Here is a 20,236-nt window from a genome sequence, read left to right on the forward strand (position 1 = left end):
GTTCTTCAAAGGTTCAATTCAGTCTGTTCACTTTGAGGCTGAGGAGAGCAATCCCGAGATGACGGGGGTCCTGTCCGATCTGCACCGGATTGCTGATCTGTAATTGCAGACTTGCGGAATGTTCTTCAGGAGGGAGAGCGAAGTCGGCGGTATAGTCGGCCTCATCCGGCTTGACGTCCCATTCGGCGATCTGCGTGCCGTTCAGAAGAGCCCGGACGTGCTGGGGCTTGTCGGGGGTGGAGTGCATTCGCAATACGAGGTTTGCTCTGTGGATATCTTCTGGAAGATTGAAATAAAGACTGGCTACAGGTGCCTCGCTCCATACGCCCCAGTCTTCAGGGTTTGACCACCCACTCTCGAGAATTTCTTCATGCTTAAGTTGCCGACCGGCCGTGACGATCTGCTGATCGATCGGCAGGACAGGGGGCGGTGGCGTGGGGGACAGGCCTGACGGAAGCGGTACATCCGTTGCGACGCAGAAGATGGTTTTGTCCCAGACACCACATTGTGCGTGTTGCAGGCGATTCCAGCGCAAGGCGTGAAGACGCTGTGAGGCTCCAGTCAGGATCACAAGCGTTCGCGGATCCAAAGGATGTGGCTCTTCGGCCGAAGGGTGGCAGGCAGATGCCGCCGTACTCCTGGCTGTGTACATCGTATTGACCAGCGTATTATTTAGTGCGGCGACATATACAAACTGCATGACATAATCTGAATCAGCGCCGTCACATTCTAAGCGCGGGTGGATCTCGACCCTGTCAAAAGGCTGCATTAGCGAAAAAAGCTGCCTGTTCTCGGCAGACGGAGGCTCAAGGAATGAGAGCTCCATTTGATGGACGCCAGAGCGGATATCGCGAGTGTCCTGCCATTGAAGTGCAATCCCTGCCAGCAGGACAAGAGGCCACACTCTCGGCCAGGCCCGGCAGAGGCCGTAAATGCCTCCGAGCATGATCAGATAGCCAACCGGCCAGAACATTCGTCCTGACGATCGCATCTGTTCTGCGCCCGGAACTCTGAAATGTGTCAGTAGAACCGGAATATGCAAAAAGTAGATGCGATTTGAAAGAGCGATGAGCGTTAGCGCCAGACATGCCAGAAGCAGACCGGCATGCTGTTTTGGAAGTTGTGCAAGAAGCTTAATACCGCGACGACTCAGAAGGACAAGTCCAAGGGTCAGCAATATACCGGCGCCGAGATATTGATATCCTTCATACTGACCTCCGGTTGCTTCTACGAGGCGAGAGGAGACAGACGGAAAAAGACTGGAATGAACTGGCCAGAACGGGGAAGCGAGGTTCATGGAATATGTGCCGTAGCCGCCACCACTCGCGCTGCCCCAGTATCCCAAAACCGAGCCGACGCCGATGATCCCCAGTCCGGATGTGGCGGTAGCCATTACAGCGGGAGCGCAGACTTTCCAGTTTCTCTCTCGTAGCAGAAGAGTCAGGGGGACGGCGCCAAGAATGGCACCGGCCATGACCATTAGATAGGGATGAATCAGAAGTGTCAGACTGGTCAGGAGAGCCAGTAGCCAAACCGGTCTGGAACCTGCACCGGTTCGCGTGGCCCTGAAATAAAGACCGATCGCCAGCAGCAGGATCCATTGCCCGCACAGGGCCGCATGGCCAATTCTGAAGATGAAAGCCGGAAAACAGGAGGCAAAAACCGCGGCTGCAAACGCAGGAAGAAGGCGCTTTTCTCCCAAGGATCGCAGTGCGAAAACTGCACAGACAGGTTGCAGTGTCCAGCACAGGGCAAGATAGAGAACGATCCCCTGAAGCATGCCCGGAAAGAGCGGGTGAATGACTTTCAGAAAGAGAGCTTCCAGCGGAATACTGTCCGTCAAACCGATATTGGTACCGGCAGGTGCTCCCAGTCGCTGATCCAGCAGAAGCGGCCAGTGCCATCCCTGCCGCAGGAAATAAAGCTGGCCAGTGATGTGTTGGATGATATCGCCTGAAGCATGACCGGGCAATTTTCCACGTATCAAAGCAAGCGGAAAACATTGCAGCGCCTGAAAAAGGCCGAATACCAGCGAGAGCGTGTAAACCGCAAACCTGTTTGTGGATGGTTTCAGAACCGGGCGTTTTTCAGACAAATGACAATACTCATAATGAATTGTTATTTCAGGGTTGAGTGGAGTCATACAGGAGAATTGTTTCCAAAACCACGCCCGATGGTGTCTGACGGGCCACTCTGTTGCGCATTCGAAAAAAACGGCTAGTCTTTTGGCTTGGGATCAGGAGCGGGGAAAAACAGGAATATGTCAGACGGACGTGCCGAAATGAAATATGCTTCTCTGAAACGGCGTTACGTTCTGCTGGGTGGCGCGGCGGTCTGTGTCAGCCAAGTGGTGGCCTGTGCACGTCCGACATCGTCTTTCGACGCGGTGGATGGTCTGGTTCGTGATACCGTCAGACAAGGGGAAACGCCGGGCGCCGTTGTTGTCATCGGACATGACGGAAAAATCGTACACCGTTTCACATACGGGAAGCGGGCAATTGTTCCAGCCGCTGAACCGCTGAGCTGGGACACGCATTTCGATATGGCGTCCCTGACCAAACCGACCATGACGGCACTGTCGGTGATGCAGCTTGTCGAGCAGGGCAGGGTGGGTCTGGACGAGCGGGTCAGCCAGTATTTTCCCGAATTTGCGTGTAACGGCAAAGGCGACATCACTATCAGGTTGCTGCTGACCCATTATTCCGGTCTGCCGCCGGATGTACCGCTGAACGATCCCTGGACTGGCAAGGCCGAAGGCGTCAGGCGAGCCATGACGTCGCCGCTGATCAATCCGCCCGGCGAAAAATTCGTTTACAGTGACATCAATTACATCATGTTGGGGCTGCTGGTGGAAAAGCTGAGCGGGATGCCGCTCAATCAGTATGTGAAGGTCAATATTCTTGATCCGTTGGGGATGAAGGAGTCCGGCTATCTTCCATCCTCCAGTCTGAGGCCGATCATTGCTCCGACCCAGTATGACGATCAGGGTGTCATGTTGCGGGGGGTGGTTCATGATCCGACAGCACGCAGGATGGGCGGTGTGGCAGGCCATGCCGGCTTGTTCTCAGATGCGCAGGATATGTCGCTATACGCGCAGGCGCTTCTGGATCGGCTGAAAGGACGCCCGAGCAGCTTCCCGCTGAAACAGGAAACGCTCGTCCTCATGACTACGCCGCAGCAGCCAGCCGGGAAAACGGATCTGCGGGGGCTGGGATGGGATATCGACACCCATTATTCATCTCCGCGTGGGGATGTATTTTCCCGGAGTTCCTTTGGTCATACCGGTTTTGCCGGTACATCCTTATGGATTGATCCCGACAGTGACAGCTATGTGCTGATCCTGACGAACCGGGTTCATCCTTCAGGAGGTCATAGTGTTGTAAAACTGCGGCACGATGTGGCCACGGCTGCGGGAAAGGCGCTCGGCCTCTCCGCACCCGTTTGAAAAACTCGCAAGGTCGAATTGCTCTTTATACGCCTCGCGCTTCTGCCAGAAGCGCGTCGAACGTTTCCCCGTTTGGCGATGTGCCGGGAATGGAGAGCCAGTTCTGGCGCGACAGCAGACCGTAGGCTTCGTCGGCGATCTTTGTGAACGTGTCCCACGGCATGAAGGTCCGCGTCCCCCATGTGTTGAAGAAAAGCCCTTCAGGGTCGTAGCCAACAAGCGCAATGGCGTGACCACCCACCGGCGTTCTGTCTGAAATGGCGTTCCAGTCCCAGGTTGCTCCAAGGGGTAGATCCATGAAGCCTTGCGGGACCTGAACCCCTGCGAGTACGCCGCCCAGATAGCAGATGGCGCGACGGATGCCGTCGCAGTCCTGCGGGTTGATCGTGCCATAGGCCGTCAGATAGTCCAGTGTCTGACCCGGGCGGTGGAGGCCCTCACGGAGCCAGAAATTCAGCTCGTCCAGCAGTACCGTTCCGTTGTCCCGGGCACCTGTCTGTGGGTCAAAACCGGTGACGGCTGCGTAATTGTTCAGCACCATGCTTGTTGGCAGTAAAACCAGTGCCTGTGCGGCATGGGTCCATGTCGCTGTCAGCGCCGCCTGCGCCGCGAAGGCGCAGCAGCCATACCGGTCATTGCCCCACATCTGGTAGGGCACCCCTGCGGACCAATCCTTCTGCGTGGGAATGTCCGGGAGGCGCGAGGCCAGCATGGGGGCCAGACGATAGGTGCGGGGATCATGTCTGGGCGCACGTTTGCCAAGGCATCGGGGCATGGGAAAACTCCGGCAGGGGAAACTGGGGCATTGGAGCAGTTCAGGCAAACCGCTCCAATGTTGAGGTTGTTGGATTGCGGCTCAGACGCCCTGATAGATCCGGGCGCGGATCAGTTCCGGCGTTTCTACAGGCGCCGCGAGGGGAGCAGCCGTCACGCCGGCAAGGGCTTCGACCAGCGGGATCATGGCGGCGACCGTGGACATGTAGCCAGCGGTCGACGGCGAGTAAGCCTTCACGATCGGCGTTGCGATGGCCAGCAGGGTTTGAAGATCCGTTCCAAGGCTTTTGGCCCAGTCCTTGCCGGTGGCAATCGTGATCGTGCCGTTTGAATTGGCCGCGACCTGAGCCGAGATGCTCTTGATCTGGGCGATCAGGTTGTCGAACTGCGCTTTGTCTTTCTCGGACAGATGGCTTTCGAGTTCGGGAATGCTTTCGATTGCCTGAACCGCGTAGGCAATGGCCGCCGCATCATTGCTCAGGGCAGTCGTGTTGAACGAGGCCGTGTTGGCGGTTGTGGTGCAGGCGCTCATGGAAACGAGAAGAATGGTGCCAAGGCTCAGGGCGAGAATACGGTTACGCATTAAATGCTCCACACATAAAAAAGCCGCCCGAGAGGCGGCTGAGATCAATGAAAATAGCTGAAGGAAAAATTCGGTTATTATTCGACGCGTCTGGGAACTTCACCGGCCTTCGGATGCGTCGAGGCCATGTCCAGTCCCAGTTTTGCAGCGTCATCCACCCGCGAGGAGCCCACGGGCACCATGATGGCTTTTGCGCCCGGCTGATACGCGCTTGTGTTCCAGCCTTTTGCCTGCGCTACGGCGCTGACGATCTGAAAAAGCGGCAGCAGTTTTGACGTGCTGGCAGGGGGCTTCCAGAAGCGAAGAGCCAGAGCGGCCGAAGCGATCAGGAAAGTTATGATTGAAACGATATCGCCAGCATATTTAGCGGGCAGATAGGGCAGGATTGTCTGGAACAGCGATGTCCAGTCCATTGTTGTCTCCGGCTATAAAAATACCGCCCCGAAGGCGGCTGTGCCAACACACCCTCCCGGTCTAGGGAGGGGCGTTCGCGCGCACCAAGGAGAAAATGACGTCAAGTGCCAACTGACTGGTTTTGCGCCCTTCCCAGAAGCAGCAGCTTGTGTTTGACGATCCATCGTGAAGGCCATACGGTTCGCCATCATCACGACTGTCACAGGCGATTTCATGGCTTTCAATTTCAGGCTTGCCGCAGTTGCTGCGGTTTCGGCTTTCTCTCTTTCTGCTGAAGCCCATGCGGCTGCGACAAACCCGTTTTTCTCGGCAAGTACGCTGCCTTTTCAGGCGCCCCGTTTCGATCAGATCAAGGACAGCGACTACGCCCCGGCTTTCGAGCGCGGCATGGCCGAGCATCTGCGTGAGATCAATGCGATTGCCAATAATCGCGCGGCCCCGACTTTCGACAACACGATTGTTGCAATGGAGCGGGCCGGGCAGACGCTCAACCGCGTGCAGATGACGTTCTATGGCGTCTATCAGGCCAATACGAACGACGCGCTGGACAAGGTGCAAAGCGCGGAAGCCCCGCGCCTGACGGCTCATGAAGATGAAGTCTATCTGAACGCAAAGCTCTTTGCGCGCGTGAAATCGCTTTATGATCGTCGGGAGAAGCTGACACTGACGCCCGAACAGGCGCAACTCCTCGATATTTATTATCAGCAGTTCGTCCATGCTGGAGCGCAGCTTTCTGTGGCAGACAAAACGAAGCTGCGGGCAATCAATACGCGGCTGTCCAATCTCGAAACGCAGTATGAGCAGAAGCTGATTGCGAGCGCCAAGGCCGGTGCGCTGGTCGTGGATAACGAGAAAGCGCTGGCGGGTATGGACGCGAATGCGATCGCCTCCGCCGCCAAGGCTGCGCAGGAGCGTAAACTGACTGGCAAGTGGGTGATCCCCCTCCAGAACACGACACAGCAGCCTGATCTCTCATCCCTGACCGACCGCGATACGCGAAAGGCCCTGTTCGACCAGAGCTGGACGCGCGCTGAAAAGGGGGACGAAAACGACACCCGCGCCACGATCGCCGAACTGGCGCAGCTTCGGGCACAGAAAGCAGCACTTTTCGGCTATCCGAATTTTGCCGCCTATACTCTGTATGACCAGATGGCCAAGACGCCGGAAGCTGCGGAGAACTTCATGCAGCAGCTTGTCCCGGCCACGGCTGCGGAACAGAAGCGTGAAGCGGCAGTCCTTCAGGAGACCATTCGCAAGGACGGTGGCAAGTTCGACCTGAAACCCTGGGACTGGGAATATTATTCCGGTCAGGTGCGTCGTGCGAAATACAATCTCGATCAGGATGAAATCAAACCGTATTTCGAACTCAAGACGGTGCTGACGGATGGCGTGTTCTTCGCGGCCAATCAGCTCTACGGCATTACGTTCAAGCAGCGGACAGACATTCCTGTCTATCAGCCGGATGTCATGGTGTTCGAAGTCCATGACAAGGATGGATCACCGCTGGGTTTGATGTATTTCGATTACTTCAAGCGGGATAACAAGTCGGGCGGCGCATGGATGTCCAACTTTGTCGGGCAGTCGAAACTGCTGGGAACGAAACCGGTCATTTATAACGTTGCCAATTTCACCAAGGCCGCTCCGGGTCAGCCACAACTCATCACGTCCGACGACGTGACGACCATGTTCCACGAATTCGGCCACGCCCTGCACGGACTTTTTGCGGATCAGACTTATCCGTCCCTTTCAGGCACCAACGTGGCACGGGATTTTGTAGAGTTTCCGTCCCAGTTCAATGAGAACTGGGCGCTGGACCCGAAAGTCCTGTCCCATTACGCCCGTCACTACAAAACTGGCGATCCGATGCCGGCAGCGCTGGTTGAGAAAATCCGCAAGGCCGCACATTTCAATCAGGGCTATGCGCTGGGCGAGATTGTTGCGGCCGCTGAACTGGACATGAAGTGGCACAGCCTGCCTGCTTCAGCTCCGCGTCAGGACGTGGACAAATTTGAAGGCGCAGCGCTGGACGGTATGGGGCTGGATGTTGCAGTTGTTCCGCCGCGGTATCGTTCCAGTGATTTCCTGCATATCTGGTCCAATGGCTATTCTGCAGGTTACTATGCCTATTTGTGGACGGAAATGCTGGATCAGGACGCATTTGCCTGGTTCCAGGACCATGGAGGATTGACGCGTGAAAACGGACAGCGCTTCCGCGATATGATCCTTTCGAAGGGGCATACGATGGATTACGGTCCGATGTTCAAGGCGTTCTATGGTAAAGATCCTGACATTACGCCAATGCTTGTCCATCGCGGTCTTGTTTCTGATCCGGGCAAGTAATTGTAGTCGGGAAGAAAATCATGGTTTTCTTCCCGATTTTCCACCCATGACGTAGGAACAGGCGATCTTACATGCGCAGAATGAACGCCCTGTCGTCTTGCGGCCCGTTTCTCGCGCTGCTGGGTGTGCTGTATTTTGGCCTGAAGGCTTTCTATGGTTTTGGAACCCCTTCTTTTGGAGATGAATCCGGGCATATTCTGGGTGGTCTGGCCATAGCGAAAGGTGATGTCCTGTATCGGGACTATATTGACGCTCATGGTCCTTTGATCTTCATTCTGTCCTGGAGTGTCAGCCTCTTTTCCGACTTCCATCATGCTTATCTGATGCGTCTTGTTCCTATCGTATGCACGATAGGAACTTCCGTCTCAGTATTCTGCTCTCCGGCACTTCAGAAAAATTCTACGAGGTTTCTTGCTATTGGCATGTGGCTTGCCGCGATGGGCGCTCAGTGGTCAGTTCAGGCCTTCAACATGGACAGTTACTGGACTGTTGGCGGAGATCTGCTTGGGGGCGTGATAGCGCTGGTGATCCTTCCGCTGTTGCTGGGAGCAGATATCGGACGGTGGCAGGCGCGATGCGGAGGCGCCTGTCTCGCGCTTCTGCCTCTGACAGCCTATTCCTTTGCTCCAACTGCTGTTGTTCTGCTGGCTCTGTCTGTGTTGATCGGTCGTCGCCCCGGATCAGGAAGTGCCACTCCCAATCTTCTGGCCGGGGCTGGAGGAGTGCTTGCAGTCTGTCTGGTATGGATGGTGTTCTATGGCGATCTGGGAGGAATGATCGCCTATCATTTCGTTGCAAACCAGTTCTATTACGCGCCCTATATCGATGTTGGTCTGAGGGCGTTGGCGCAAAGCCTCATACCTTCGCTTCGGCCTGATGCCCTCGTTCAGTCTTTGGCTACGATCTGCTTTTATGGCGGTAGCGTTCTTCTGCTTGTAGCCTCCCGGCAGAGGTTGGCCGTTCTGTTGTTGCTAGGGGCCATACTCATGACGCAGGTGCGTGGTGCGCTCGGCTTTCAGGATGGCACATTCGCCATTGGGGCTCTTACGCTTTGTGTACTGATGCTGATGCGGATGACGCAGCCGCGCGAGATCGGGGCAATTCTGGTTGCTGGGTTGTTCTGCACCCTGTCTGTTCTCGGTCTGCGACAGGCGACGTCCTCGCCGTATGATATGAGTCGTGCGCAGCAACGACAGGCTGGATTCCATCCCATTCATGAGAACGCGGATGTCGGATTTGTTAAAATCATTCAGGAATACTCTGCACCGCAGGAACGTATTCTGGTTATTCCTTATAATCCGGATGTTTATATTTACTCCGGTCGTCTTCCCATGAAGAAGTATCATGAATACCTTCCGTGGGAAGCAGACTATGCCCGCCATCCCTGGTTTGGATATGAGCGCGATTTGTGTGTGGATCTCCCTGCTAATCTTCCTCCCGTCATATATTTTGACGACTACCGCGTCTGGGGACGGTGGAGCGCAGCAGATTACATGTCCTGCGTTCTGAAAATTCTCGCACGCGACTATCAGCGCGACCCGGTTGAAAAAAGTATTTATGTCCGTCGCGACCGACTAGATCGCGACGCCGCCAAAGCCGTAAACTCAGTCTCACAGCCCCAAAATACCCACTGAAAGTAATGCCTGTCATGAAGCAGAAAACCTTTTCCCGCCGCATTCTCTTTCTTGCCACAGCGCTGACGGCTGGTCTGCTGAACCCCGTCGCAGGATACGCTGATCCTTCAGCAGATATCAGTCCGTCGCGGATGTCGGAAGCAATGAAGGTTCTGTCTTCGGACCGGTTTGAAGGCCGTGCTCCGGGAACGGAAGGGGAGAAGGTTACGGTTCCCTGGCTGATCGAACAATACAAGGCTCTGGGGCTTGAGCCTGCCGGGGAAAACGGCGGATGGACGCAGGATGTTCCCATGCTTCGGACCAGAACCGGTGCTACGGGATCTGTTGTGGCCCGGACTGGCAGCAAAACGCTTCCGCTGGTTCAGCTGAAGGACATCTATCTCTCAACGCTGCTGCCCGAAGAGCGGCTCAAGGTTAAAAATGCTCCAGTGGTCTTCGTCGGCTATGGTGTCCATGCACCGGAGCGCCACTGGGATGATTTCAAGGGTGTGGATCTTAAGGGCAAGGTCGCGATTTTCCTCGTGAACGACCCTGATTTCGATGCGGCTCCCGGCGAGCCCGTTGCGGGACGTTTCGGCGGAAAAACCATGACGTATTACGGGCGCTGGACCTATAAATACGAGGAAGCCGCCCGTCGTGGCGCCGTTGCGGCCCTGATCGTTCATGATACGGCTGGTGCGTCCTATCCGTGGAGCACCGTGGTCGCGCCGGGTGGTGAAGCCTATGACGTGGAACACGCGGCCAGCGAAAGTCGTCCCGTGCCCGTTCAGGGCTGGCTTGAGGGGAAAGCCGCGACTGCACTCTTCCAGCAGGCGGGTTTGGATTTTGAAGCTCTTCGCATCAAGGCGCGCTCGGAGGATTTCCGGCCGGTCACTCTGAAGCATACAACATTCTCGGCCGATCTTCCGGTTACGGTTGACCGCCTCAAGAGTCAGAACGTGCTCGCCAAAATCACGGGTGCGAAATATCCGGATGAGACGGTCATGTTCGGCGCTCACTGGGATGCTTACGGCAAGAGCACGGATGCGCAGGGCAATACGGTCATCAGACGAGGTGCGATTGACGATGGCTCCGGCATTGCCGCGCTTTTTGAAATTGCCCGCGCTTTCAAGTCAGGGCCGAAACCCGATCGGACGGTGCGTTTCGCGGCCTGGACGGGCGAGGAGCGGGGTCTGCTGGGTTCAGGCTGGTATGTGGCGCATCCGCTGGCCCCTCTGGACAAGACGGCGGCCAACCTGACGATGGATGTGCTTCAGATGGCCGGGCCTGCACATAATGCCTTCATTATCGGGGCAGGGCAGAACACGTTGCAGGATCAGTTCGCTGCTGCTGCGGCTCTTCAGGGGCGCACGACACAGCCGGAAGCGATGCCAGAGCGTGGGGCGTTCTATCGCGCCGATCATCTGCCGTTCGCGCGCGCGGGTGTACCGGTTCTTGCGGTGATGGACATGGCCGGAAAGTTCGATCTCGTGAGAGGCGGAACGGAAGCAGGCGGCAAATGGCTGACGGCTTACATGGCCTGCTACCATCAGGCCTGCGATGCCTGGAGCCCGGACTGGGATGTCAGAGGCGCTGCGCAGGACGTCTGGGCCGTCTGGAAAGTCGGACATGACGTGGCGTTTTCGCATGACTGGCCGCAGTGGAACGACGGTTCGGAATTCGCTGCGATCCGTCAGAAAACCGTGCCTTCGACTGTTCACTAACCCGTCTTTGCCGGTTCCGTCAGAGTGTCCAGGGCGGGACCGGCCCATACTGTTCCACCAGAAAGTCAATCATCACCCGGATCTTGAGCGGGACATGGGGTGTGGGGGCATACACTGCGTGTAGTTCCGGCCCTGTCATTGTCGGCACGTCCAGTGGCAGGGGCACCAGCCTGCCGGATTTCAGTTCTTCCGAAACGATGAAGAGCGGCTGATAGATGATCCCTTGTCCCGCAACGGCGGCTTCTCGCAGGATATCGCCATTATTGGCGCTCATCGGTCCGCTGACCATGACAGTCCGTTCGCCTTTGGGGCCGAAGCTCCAGCGGGTCGCGCCAATGTCGTGACCGAGTGTGTAGCCCAGACACTGATGGTTCTGAAGTTCGACGACAGTATGAGGTGTGCCATGCCGTTCGAGATAGGATGGGGCGGCACAGACCACGAAATCTATCTGAGCCAGCGGGCGCGAGCGTAATGCGCTTGACGGCATTCGCCCGATACGGAGGGTCAGGTCCCATCCCTCCGTGATCGGATCAATCCTGCGGTCATCAAGTCCGAGTTCAACCGTAACGAGGGGGTGACGCTGGCTGAATTGCGGCATGATCGGGCCGACATGCCGGATGGCGAACGAGACCGGGGCATTCAGACGTAGAATGCCCCGCGGCTCCTGATTTTCGGCCGAGACTTCCTGCTCCATCTCTTCAAGATCCGTGAGGATCTTCTGCGCGCGGATCAGCAGCAGACGTCCCGGTTCTGTCAGAGAAAGTCTGCGGGTGCTGCGATGAAACAGCGAGATGCCAAGCCGACTTTCCAGAGCAGCGATGTGTTTCGTGACCATCGTCTGCGACAGGCCGAGCGCACGCGCAGCTCCGGAAAAGCTTCCCTGAGCCACAACCTTTGCAAACACCTGCATGTTGGTGAAACGATCGAGCATTTATCTCACACTCCTGGTGTCAGATCATTTTCCAAAATAGGGAATTATTCTTTCCCAGAGAGGGTGGCAACATCCGTTTTGCCGAATGATGAAGGAGGTCGTGAAGATGTCGCAGGAAAATCAGGAGAGCCGACAGCCTGTTCTTTTTCTGCCACATGGCGGTGGTCCATGTTTCTTCATGGAATGGGGAAACACATGGGACCGCATGGCCGTTTATCTTCGCTCTGTCAGTGGAACGCTTCCTCGTCGGCCGGACGCCATCATTGTCATGTCCGGGCATTGGGAAACGGACGAAATGCGTGCCGGCTCGGCACCTCATTCGTCACTCATCTACGACTATTACGGTTTTCCTCCTCACACCTATCAGCTTAAGTATCCCGTGCCGGGTGCGCCTGATGTCGCAGCGAAGGTGCTCGGTCTTCTGAGCGCTGCGGGTGTTTCCTGCGCCGCCGATCCAGAGCGCGGATTGGATCATGGGGTGTTCATTCCGTTCATGCTGGCCTTTCCGGATGCCAGTATCCCGGTTGTAGAAATTTCTCTTCCCAGAACGATGAACGCGGCAGATGTCTTGCAGCTTGGGCAGAGTCTGGAGCCTTTGCGGGGCGAAAACATCCTGTTGGTGGGCACGGGCATGACGTATCACAACATGCGTTATCTGATGCGGCCGGATGCTGTGTCAGATGCCCGGTCCGTCGTGTTTGATGCTTGGCTTCAGAGCGCGGTTGAAGCGTCTTCCGACCTTCGCAGAAGTCGTCTTATGGACTGGGAGCGTGCCCCCTTCGCACGGGACTGCCATCCTCAGCCGGAGCACCTCCTGCCGCTGATGTTTGCCGCCGGGGCCGCGGGAACTGATGCAGGGCATCGCGATTATAGCGACGTCATCATGGGAAAAGCCTTGTCCGGTTTTCGGTTTGGTTGACGCCTTTACCTTCATACATATGAAAGATCGCAAACTCATGAACACATATTTTCTCAAGAGCGTCGGCGCAGTATTCGCCGCGGCACTTCTGTCTTCCAGCGCTTTTGCCGCTACGCCTGCAAGTGTGCCCTCGGGCGCCTATTCGGTCGAAACCAGCCATACGCAGATCGGATTTTCCGTCCTGCATTTTGGTTTCACCTATTATTCCGGCCAGTTCTCCGGCGTTACGGGAACGCTCCAGCTTGATTCGACCCATCCCGATGCCTCGCATCTGAATGTGACCATTCCGGTTTCAAGCGTCTCGACCACCAGCACGGTTTTGACGGACGAACTCAAGAACAGCGAGTGGTTCGATATTGCGAAATATCCGGAGGCTACTTTCGTTTCGACGCAGGTTCGCCAGACAGGTGCGGATGAAGCGCTGGTCACCGGCAACCTGACGCTGCATGGCGTGACGCATCCGGAAGTTCTGCACGTCCATTTCGTGGGAGCAGGCGTCAATCCGATGGACAAGGCCTATACGGTTGGTTTTCAGGCTCAGGCAACGATTCATCGGAGCGATTTCGGGGTGAAGAAATATGTCCCCTATGTTGGTGATGACGTGACCTTGACCATTGCCGGAGCGTTTGAAAAGACGGCAGCGAAGTAACGCGCAAAAAAAACGGCCCATTTCCATGGGCCGTTTTTTGTTTCGTCTGTTCGGAATTCTCAGGAAGCCTTGCGGACTTTCCAGCCAGTTTCCTTGAGACAGAACCCCAGAACGATGGCAATTCCGATTCCGATGACCAGCGGCAGGAAAGCCGTATGGAACTGCTCCATCGTCTCGGGCGCCGTTTTGCCCATCAGGGCGGAGACGAGCGGGGACATGATTCCGGTCGTCCCGAAAACAAGGAAGTTCATGACGCCTGCGGCCGTTCCCTTGACCTCTGGAGGATTGACTTCCTTCATCGAAGAGAACGGGATCATGGCGGCACCCGATGCAATCCCCATGATCAGCGCCACGGAGTAGTGCGGCAACACTCCGACCGGGACATAAAGCGCACAGAGCGACGCCGCCAGCAGGACCACCGCACCGCCGATCAGAACGGGTTTGCGACGACCGATCTTGTCGGAAATCCAGCCCAGCAGCGGGCAGCCGATGACCCATCCGATGGGAACCATCGAGACGTCCGTGGCTGCGAAACCCATCGTCGTATGCTCGCCCTTGCTGAGCATCAGCGCGCCCCAGCCCAGTGCGCCGATCGTTGTTGGAACGAACAGCAGACCACCGGCAAGTCCTGCGATCCAGCTCTGTGGGTTGGAGAAGATAATTTTGAACGGACGCATCAGGTTGGCAAGAGACATGTCGCCATGATGATGGTCGCTGTCTCCCGTATCGCGTGGCATGACGAAAAAGACGGCGACGGCCAGCAGAAGGCCGATAGCGCCGAAGCCCAGCCAGACAGACTGCCAGGGAATGTGGAACGAGCCGTGCGGATCAATCAGGATACGGGTCGGTTTGGAGCCAAATGCGGCTCCTGCCATGCCCATGCACTGGGTTAAACCCACGAAAAGCGCCAGTGTCCGGGCTGGAAGATAACGCGCGGCAACGTAAGAAGCGCCCACAAAGGCACAGATCGCACCAATACCCTGAATGATGTAACCGCCAATCCCGGCGACCAGACTGCCCTGACCGAAAATCAGGCACCCCACGCCGGTTACGGCAATGAACATTGGCATGATCGCATGTGCGCCATACCGGTCCAGCAGCACGCCCACGGCAAGCGCCATCAGCGCGTAGACAATGTAATAGGACGCGATCATGAGGCCGAGATGGCTGTTGCCCCAGGCCTGCGTCAGTTCATCCTGCATGATCCCGGGAGCAGAGCGGATGGCATACTGATAGAAATAGAAAAGCGCACACAGAAACCATGACAGCACATAGAGCGGCTGAAGTTTCTGTGGTTGCGCCGGTGACGGGTTCAGGGGCTGGGAGGCCGCCTGAGGTGATGTGCCAGACATGAAATTCTCCAGTATGTCATGGATGGTCAGTCAGACCGGACAGCATGAGCGTGATAGGAATATTCGCCAGATATTATTGCTGGAATGGGTAATACCGGAACGTCACATACACCGTATGTCCATAGGTCGTGGGATCGACAGCATGACCCGCGCCATCATTGCCTTTGAACGCGAACTTCCGGATATAGGTATACTGGAGACCTCCCATGACGCTGCCATAATGGCCGTCCAGAAAATGCCACCAACCGCCTGTCGTGAAAGCGGCAAGCGTTTTTGTCTGAGCAGCGCATGTCCCGAATTCGTATTCACACCCGGACAGGTTCAAATCCGTTGCGCCATAGCCGTGCTGAAGCCCGTCCGCGCCCAGATAAGTGCGGCGTCCGGCAGTTTCTACACCTCCATAGGTGTAGAGCAGAACAGAACGCGCCGGATGGCCTACAAGGCCAAGCGAACCCATGATTTCCGGAACAGGACTGGGATTTCCGTTTTTATCGAATGTGGTGTCGGGGAGGAGGGTTGGTCCGTAACGTCCCACGCCCTGACCGGCCAAGACGTTGCCGGTCAGCTGTAGTTTATCCGTTCCGAGCGGTACAGTCATGCCAGCTCCCACACCACCGCCGAACTGGGTGCTTTTATGGGTATGATTCTCGCCCGCAGGCTGGATTAGTCCACGGAACCATCGGCCCAGGCCGAAAACTTCGTAATGTCCGAAAGACGTATCAACAGCTGCTTTGAGAACGATGTCAGGCGCAGGATTGTAGCTGTACTGCGTATTGGGATTCAGCAGTACGCCACCTGCATTGGAGTAAAAGACACGCGGTCCGGCCAGACGACCATAGCTTGCGGGAAGCGTGCCACCTGAACTAAGGGAGTCTGAAAAAGCTACCGTTGCTTGAGGGTCCTCAACGGACAGTGCCAGCCAGTATTTCTGAGCCCAGTCTTTGGCGATCCGGACCTGCGGGACACGAGTGAAAGTAATTCCAGGGATCTGGTTATTATCCGTCACGGCAGGGAGCTGTTCCTGGCGGGGAATGACACCCTTGGCGTAGTTGGTCGTCAGACTCCATGCCTGCCCCATAAGGACATGCAGCCCCCAGTCCTTTTCGGTGAATGTAAAGTAACCCTGACGCAAACGAGGTGTATAACCATTGATCTGCACGCTGTTGGTCGTACCACCAGACCCACCAAAGTCAGCTTCGACATAGGCCTGAAGACGTACGGCTTTGGTCGGATTTGCCTCCAGAAGGGTGGAGAAACGTGTGAGCTGGGCCGAGAAACGCTCTTCGCTCAATCCGTGATTGGGGCTGTTGGCATAGGGGAAACCGTTCCATGCCGTCGCAGGCCCACTGGTCAGATTTGAGCTTCTCCAGATATTGGAGAAATCAATGAACCCACCGAGGCGCACGGTCAGATTACCGATCTGGAAAACAGGCGGAAGATGATCCACTTCGGTCTGCGTAATCGCGAGAGGGCTGGACGAGGTCAGATCTATGGACGTCCTGTGGGCTTCATTATGCTGGGTTCCCAACCACTGGAACAACGGCGGCGGTGTCTGGTGAGTGGCTGGGGGAACAGGATTATAAAGAGCAGGGGTATTGGTTACACTGGTTGGGGCAAAGCCTGTCGTTGAAACGGGCATAGCTCCGGTTGAGTGCGATGAAGGCGACATCCCTATATGATTTGTTTCAAGCCCCACTATTGTCTTATGGGGCGCAAAAGCTGCTTTCGTGGCGCGGGGATGCGTTGTTTGTGAAGAGGTTTTGGTGTGTCGACGTTCCTCGATAGCCTGCAACCGGCCTTCTAGCATACGCATTTCGGCTTTGATGGCGGCTAGTTCCTGATCGTCAGCGCTTTGCGCGAATGCTGTTGGGGAACCTCCGATGAAAATGGCGGCACTCAATAGCAGTCTGCACCGTCTGGGCAGATGTTGCCCTACGATCTTCAGGCCACCAAAAGGAAACACACTTTATCCTTTCTGTAAATTCCAACGCGCGTAAATGTCCGTCTTTCGTAAAGATATCAGCTAAGACATTCACAAAAGATACTTACGCGGTCGCGGAAGTTTAAATATTGATTCACATCAAAAAAACTTATATTTTTTAAGAGATGCAAGTTATTTCCCAATTTTGTCTTTAGTGACCGACGCAGAAGATGGTCGCGGAAACCTGAAATCGGGATGATATACGGCCAAATGATGCGTTCGCGTGGATTGGTGGAGGATCACGAGAAGTGTATCGACGGTGCAAAGGTCATAATCCACATCGTGTGGCAGGCCTCATGCTCCGTCGAAGCACTCACAGGAAGGACTTTAAAAAGCCCCACAAAACAATAATTTATTTTTTGACAACGGGCTGCCGTGTAGTCCTGAGATGACTGATAAATTGATCATCAACTTGAAGGTGCCCCTTGACCAGATGGGCAGGCGTGAGGGCCAGCCAGTTGTTGAACGAGATATCTTTATACTGGCCAGTATGAAAAACATTAATGACCCGGACAGGCTCATCGCCGATGTTTTCGATGTAATGTGCCAAGGTTCTTGGGACATACCCGACATCTCCAGGAACAAAATCAAATGTTCTGGCATTGTCGACGGCATCAAATACTGTCATCCGGGCCTTCCCGGAAATATAATATTGCAATTCATCAGCATCCGGATGCCAGTGGATTTCCCGCATTCCGCCGGGTTCCAGATCGATAATCAAGGCAGCCAATGTCGTGACGCTAAAGTTGCGCGAGTCAATAACCTGTGTAGCTCCGCCCGGATAAGCCGTAGGCGGCGTTGCGGAGGCGCGGAAAACATATTTGTCGGTAAAGTTTACAGCTCCCAGATCCTGACGCACCTGCTCAAGCGGAGGGGGAACTGGCTGACGGAAAATATATTTTTCATGCGCCGGAATATTGGCAAATGCAGCTTCGGGAACGCCAAAATTTTTCGCCAGAACTTCGCGAGGAATATGAGCAAATAATTCGGTGACCAAGAGTGTTTGATTTTCCGAAAAATTACCATCGTTGAAGACGAGAACAAACTCAGTGCCTTCCTCCAAGCCTTGAATGGCATGTGGGAAGCCTGCGGGAGCAAACCACAAATCACCCGGCTCCAGATCTTCAATCAGTGTCTGGCGCTGATCATCCATGAGGTAGAAGCGAACTTTCCCTTTAAGAACGTAAGCCCATTCTGCCTCTTTGTGCCAATGCATTTCACGCACGACACCGGGGGGAAGGCGCATATTAACGATGGCAAGTTCCTTGAGTGCTCCCATCTCGCGACAGGTGACTTCTCGTGCCCATCCACCGTCTTCAAGACGGTTATGCGCCATCGCGAAAGGAAATTTCAGATTGGGAATGCCGCCCTTATCTGTTGCCGGAGGCAAAAAAATATCCGGGTTTTGCTGTTCAATTTCCGGATTACGGGGGCCAACGATATCAGCTCCCTTAGAGCCCATAATTGGTTGGTTCAAATTTTCCATTTGTAAGCACCTTGGTTTGAAGAAGAATTGAGAAAACTTTAACGCAATGTTCGCTTAAACGAATGTGGCACCAGTTCTTGGGTCTGGGCTTGATTTATCTTTTCTTGAAAAAAGAGTAATCAACAGAAGCGAAATGATCGTAATTATTAAGGATGTATTATTTCCAATGTATTTATCGCAGAAAAATCCAAAAGCTCCGCCGATGGCAAAACCAAACAGAACGAAGAAGAATATCCCTGCCCACATCAGGTTGGACTCCCCATTAATTCCATTTTTTTTAAAAAAGCTCTGAGCCATAAAGTTAAAAGCCATTTGTACTACAAAGGTAACGGCCACGTTTCCATAAAGCATTCCATGATCTTTGTGGAATGCATTCCCCTGCATTCCTGCAACGAAACTAATGGCCACAGCCAGAAAAGCTAAGGGGATTGTGTTTGTGAATGCTAATAATGTGATTATGGACAGTAAAATACATTCAGACCATAGAACAATATTTGAAAAAATACGACCTTCTTTGATTAGGGTTGTCATCAAGACACCGCACACAGCAGATCCCAAACCAAAAGCAATAACGGAACTGAATGCAAACCAGAATGCAATCCAGTCCCCTTCTACCAAGCGGTAACCAACCTGTATGACATTACCTGATTGAACTGTGGCGAAGGTTTGTGCATGGAAGAAAGTCCATGCGTTCATCAGTCCTGCACAAAATGCGAGACTAAAGCCTACTCTCCGCTCTTCCATGAGAGGGAAAACATTTGTTTGAGTGGAGTTCTTTGCAGCTAACTCTACCATTTCACCTCCTCTTTTAATCAAGGGATATCGGGAAATATCAATGGATATTTTTTTTAAATTAAGAAAGTATTAATTATTAAAAATATCATACATATCCTTCTGTATCCTACGAAGAACGTCAACAATATTGATGGGTTTCATCAGGATATTTAATATTGTGATCTGGGGTATTCGGTTTTGATTTGTGTTTGAATTTTATGAAAGGTTCGCGATGAGCGCCCTGTCGTTGATAATGACGCTCAGAAACGCTCAAGAATTCGAGAGGTATCCGTGAGTTAATTTATTAATACTTTTGAATTTCGGCGTTAATTTTATTTGTGATGGAGATATTATTTATCTCTCCATCACGGATTTTTATGAAAAATAAGATTATGTGAACTTTAATATTGCTCGATATAATATTATTTTTATAATTTTAAGTAATTTTATTTAAAGTTATATTTATTTGTTCTTGTTTTTCTTATTCTTTGAGCGTTTTTCTTTGGCTGCTTTCTGAGATGGAGCAGATGTTCCACCCTTGGCGCGTTCAATGACGAACTTTGCGTAATCGTCCATATCGCCGTCGAAAGGCACGATCTGGTTGTCCGCAGCCAGCCAGAGACGGTCCGCGACCAGTTCCATGAGCGAACGGTCATGAGTGATGAGAATGACTGCCCCTTCGTAATTGTTCAGTGCATCCAGGAGGGCGCGGCGGCTGTCGATGTCCAGATGGTTGGTTGGTTCATCAAGGATCAGCAGGTGCGGAGCAGCCATGGCCACCATGTTCAGCAGCAGGCGGGCACGCTCGCCGCCAGACAGGGCTTCAACCTTGGTACCCTGTTTTTCGAAGTGGATGCCGAATTGGGCCAGACGGGAGCGGTGAGACTGATCGCTGTCTGTCGGGCGGGCCGCACGCATGATGTCGAGTGGGGTCTGTTCGGGGTCGAGCGCCTCGATCTGGTGCTGATGGAACCAGCCGACCTCAATGCGGGGAGAGCGCGAGACTTCTCCGGAGCGGACTTCAAGGGCACCTGCGATCATTTTGGCAAAAGTGGATTTACCGGCACCGTTAACGCCTAACAGACCGATGCGATCATCCACGTCCAGTCTGAGGTTCAGGTCGCGCAGGATGGCCGGATCGTCTCCGTAGCCTACCTCGACGTTTTCCAGCCGGATCAAGGGTGAACTTCAGCCGGATTCCGGTGAAATCGTCATCCCACGTGCGGCGCGTGTCGCAACAGTGGATCAGGA

The 20,236-nt window shown here is 54.5% G+C and carries 16 protein-coding genes; 6 read left to right on the top strand and 10 right to left on the bottom strand.

Translation table 11 applies throughout. The annotated features are described in order from the left end of the window. Positions 1 to 13: 13 nt before the first annotated feature. Entirely contained in the window at positions 14 to 2,095 is a 2,082-nt protein-coding gene (locus JK213_RS14060) for a DUF6311 domain-containing protein (RefSeq protein ID WP_194262903.1), read from the bottom strand. A 186-nt stretch (positions 2,096 to 2,281) separates the two neighbouring features. Here JK213_RS14060 and JK213_RS14065 point away from each other — a divergent pair, with 186 nt between their 5' ends. Further along, positions 2,282 to 3,445 (top strand): serine hydrolase, encoded by a 1,164-nt coding sequence (locus tag JK213_RS14065; protein WP_228125568.1) that lies wholly within the window; start codon positions 2,282 to 2,284, stop codon positions 3,443 to 3,445. A gap of 25 nt (positions 3,446 to 3,470) precedes the next feature. Here JK213_RS14065 and JK213_RS14070 read toward each other — a convergent pair whose 3' ends face one another. The 3 genes from JK213_RS14070 to JK213_RS14080 all read right to left on the bottom strand — a co-directional run bounded on the left by JK213_RS14070 (position 3,471) and on the right by JK213_RS14080 (position 5,215). Beyond that, positions 3,471 to 4,220 (bottom strand): hypothetical protein, encoded by a 750-nt coding sequence (locus tag JK213_RS14070; protein ID WP_194262901.1) that lies wholly within the window; start codon positions 4,218 to 4,220, stop codon positions 3,471 to 3,473. A gap of 81 nt (positions 4,221 to 4,301) precedes the next feature. Continuing rightward, entirely contained in the window at positions 4,302 to 4,802 is a 501-nt protein-coding gene (locus tag JK213_RS14075; RefSeq protein WP_194262900.1) for a hypothetical protein, read from the bottom strand. A 77-nt stretch (positions 4,803 to 4,879) separates the two neighbouring features. After that, positions 4,880 to 5,215 (bottom strand): hypothetical protein, encoded by a 336-nt coding sequence (locus tag JK213_RS14080; RefSeq protein WP_194262899.1) that lies wholly within the window; start codon positions 5,213 to 5,215, stop codon positions 4,880 to 4,882. Between the two features lie 214 nt (positions 5,216 to 5,429). Here JK213_RS14080 and JK213_RS14085 point away from each other — a divergent pair, with 214 nt between their 5' ends. From JK213_RS14085 to JK213_RS14095, 3 genes are all read left to right on the top strand, one after another. Further along, positions 5,430 to 7,556 carry a M3 family metallopeptidase gene (locus JK213_RS14085; RefSeq protein WP_194262925.1) on the top strand — a complete coding sequence of 709 codons (2,127 nt, stop codon included), beginning with the start codon at positions 5,430 to 5,432 and terminating at the stop codon, positions 7,554 to 7,556. Between the two features lie 71 nt (positions 7,557 to 7,627). Further along, positions 7,628 to 9,190, top strand: coding sequence for a hypothetical protein (locus JK213_RS15955; protein ID WP_228125567.1), 1,563 nt, complete (start codon positions 7,628 to 7,630; stop codon positions 9,188 to 9,190). Between the two features lie 14 nt (positions 9,191 to 9,204). Beyond that, complete coding sequence (locus JK213_RS14095) at positions 9,205 to 10,893, top strand: M28 family metallopeptidase (protein ID WP_194262898.1); 1,689 nt, start codon at positions 9,205 to 9,207, stop codon at positions 10,891 to 10,893. A 19-nt stretch (positions 10,894 to 10,912) separates the two neighbouring features. On the opposite strand, the gene JK213_RS14100 is transcribed toward JK213_RS14095, so the two are convergent. Beyond that, positions 10,913 to 11,824, bottom strand: coding sequence for a LysR family transcriptional regulator (locus JK213_RS14100; RefSeq protein ID WP_194262897.1), 912 nt, complete (start codon positions 11,822 to 11,824; stop codon positions 10,913 to 10,915). Positions 11,825 to 11,930: 106 nt separating this feature from the next. Between JK213_RS14100 and JK213_RS14105 the strand changes: the two genes are divergently transcribed. Together JK213_RS14105 and JK213_RS14110 are read left to right on the top strand one after the other, a co-directional pair. Further along, entirely contained in the window at positions 11,931 to 12,743 is an 813-nt protein-coding gene (locus JK213_RS14105) for a class III extradiol ring-cleavage dioxygenase (RefSeq protein ID WP_228125566.1), read from the top strand. A 37-nt stretch (positions 12,744 to 12,780) separates the two neighbouring features. Continuing rightward, entirely contained in the window at positions 12,781 to 13,392 is a 612-nt protein-coding gene (locus JK213_RS14110) for a YceI family protein (RefSeq protein ID WP_194262896.1), read from the top strand. A gap of 59 nt (positions 13,393 to 13,451) precedes the next feature. Here JK213_RS14110 and JK213_RS14115 read toward each other — a convergent pair whose 3' ends face one another. The 5 genes from JK213_RS14115 to JK213_RS14135 all read right to left on the bottom strand — a co-directional run bounded on the left by JK213_RS14115 (position 13,452) and on the right by JK213_RS14135 (position 20,164). After that, positions 13,452 to 14,744: an MFS transporter gene (locus tag JK213_RS14115; RefSeq protein WP_194262895.1), complete on the bottom strand. Its 1,293-nt coding sequence runs from the start codon at positions 14,742 to 14,744 to the stop codon at positions 13,452 to 13,454. A 73-nt stretch (positions 14,745 to 14,817) separates the two neighbouring features. Then, entirely contained in the window at positions 14,818 to 16,650 is a 1,833-nt protein-coding gene (locus tag JK213_RS14120) for a hypothetical protein (RefSeq protein WP_408869902.1), read from the bottom strand. A 427-nt stretch (positions 16,651 to 17,077) separates the two neighbouring features. Beyond that, on the bottom strand, positions 17,078 to 18,211 hold the full coding sequence (locus JK213_RS14125; RefSeq protein ID WP_194262893.1) for a cupin domain-containing protein: 1,134 nt from the start codon (positions 18,209 to 18,211) through the stop codon (positions 17,078 to 17,080). Positions 18,212 to 18,265: 54 nt separating this feature from the next. Beyond that, positions 18,266 to 19,006 carry a YoaK family protein gene (locus JK213_RS14130; RefSeq protein WP_194262892.1) on the bottom strand — a complete coding sequence of 247 codons (741 nt, stop codon included), beginning with the start codon at positions 19,004 to 19,006 and terminating at the stop codon, positions 18,266 to 18,268. Positions 19,007 to 19,447: 441 nt separating this feature from the next. After that, positions 19,448 to 20,164: an ATP-binding cassette domain-containing protein gene (locus tag JK213_RS14135; protein WP_249200660.1), complete on the bottom strand. Its 717-nt coding sequence runs from the start codon at positions 20,162 to 20,164 to the stop codon at positions 19,448 to 19,450. Positions 20,165 to 20,236 lie beyond the last annotated feature (72 nt).

The sequence above is a fragment of the Gluconobacter sp. Dm-44 genome (assembly GCF_018256175.1).
GTDB classification, from domain to species: Bacteria; Pseudomonadota; Alphaproteobacteria; order Acetobacterales; family Acetobacteraceae; genus Gluconobacter; species Gluconobacter cadivus.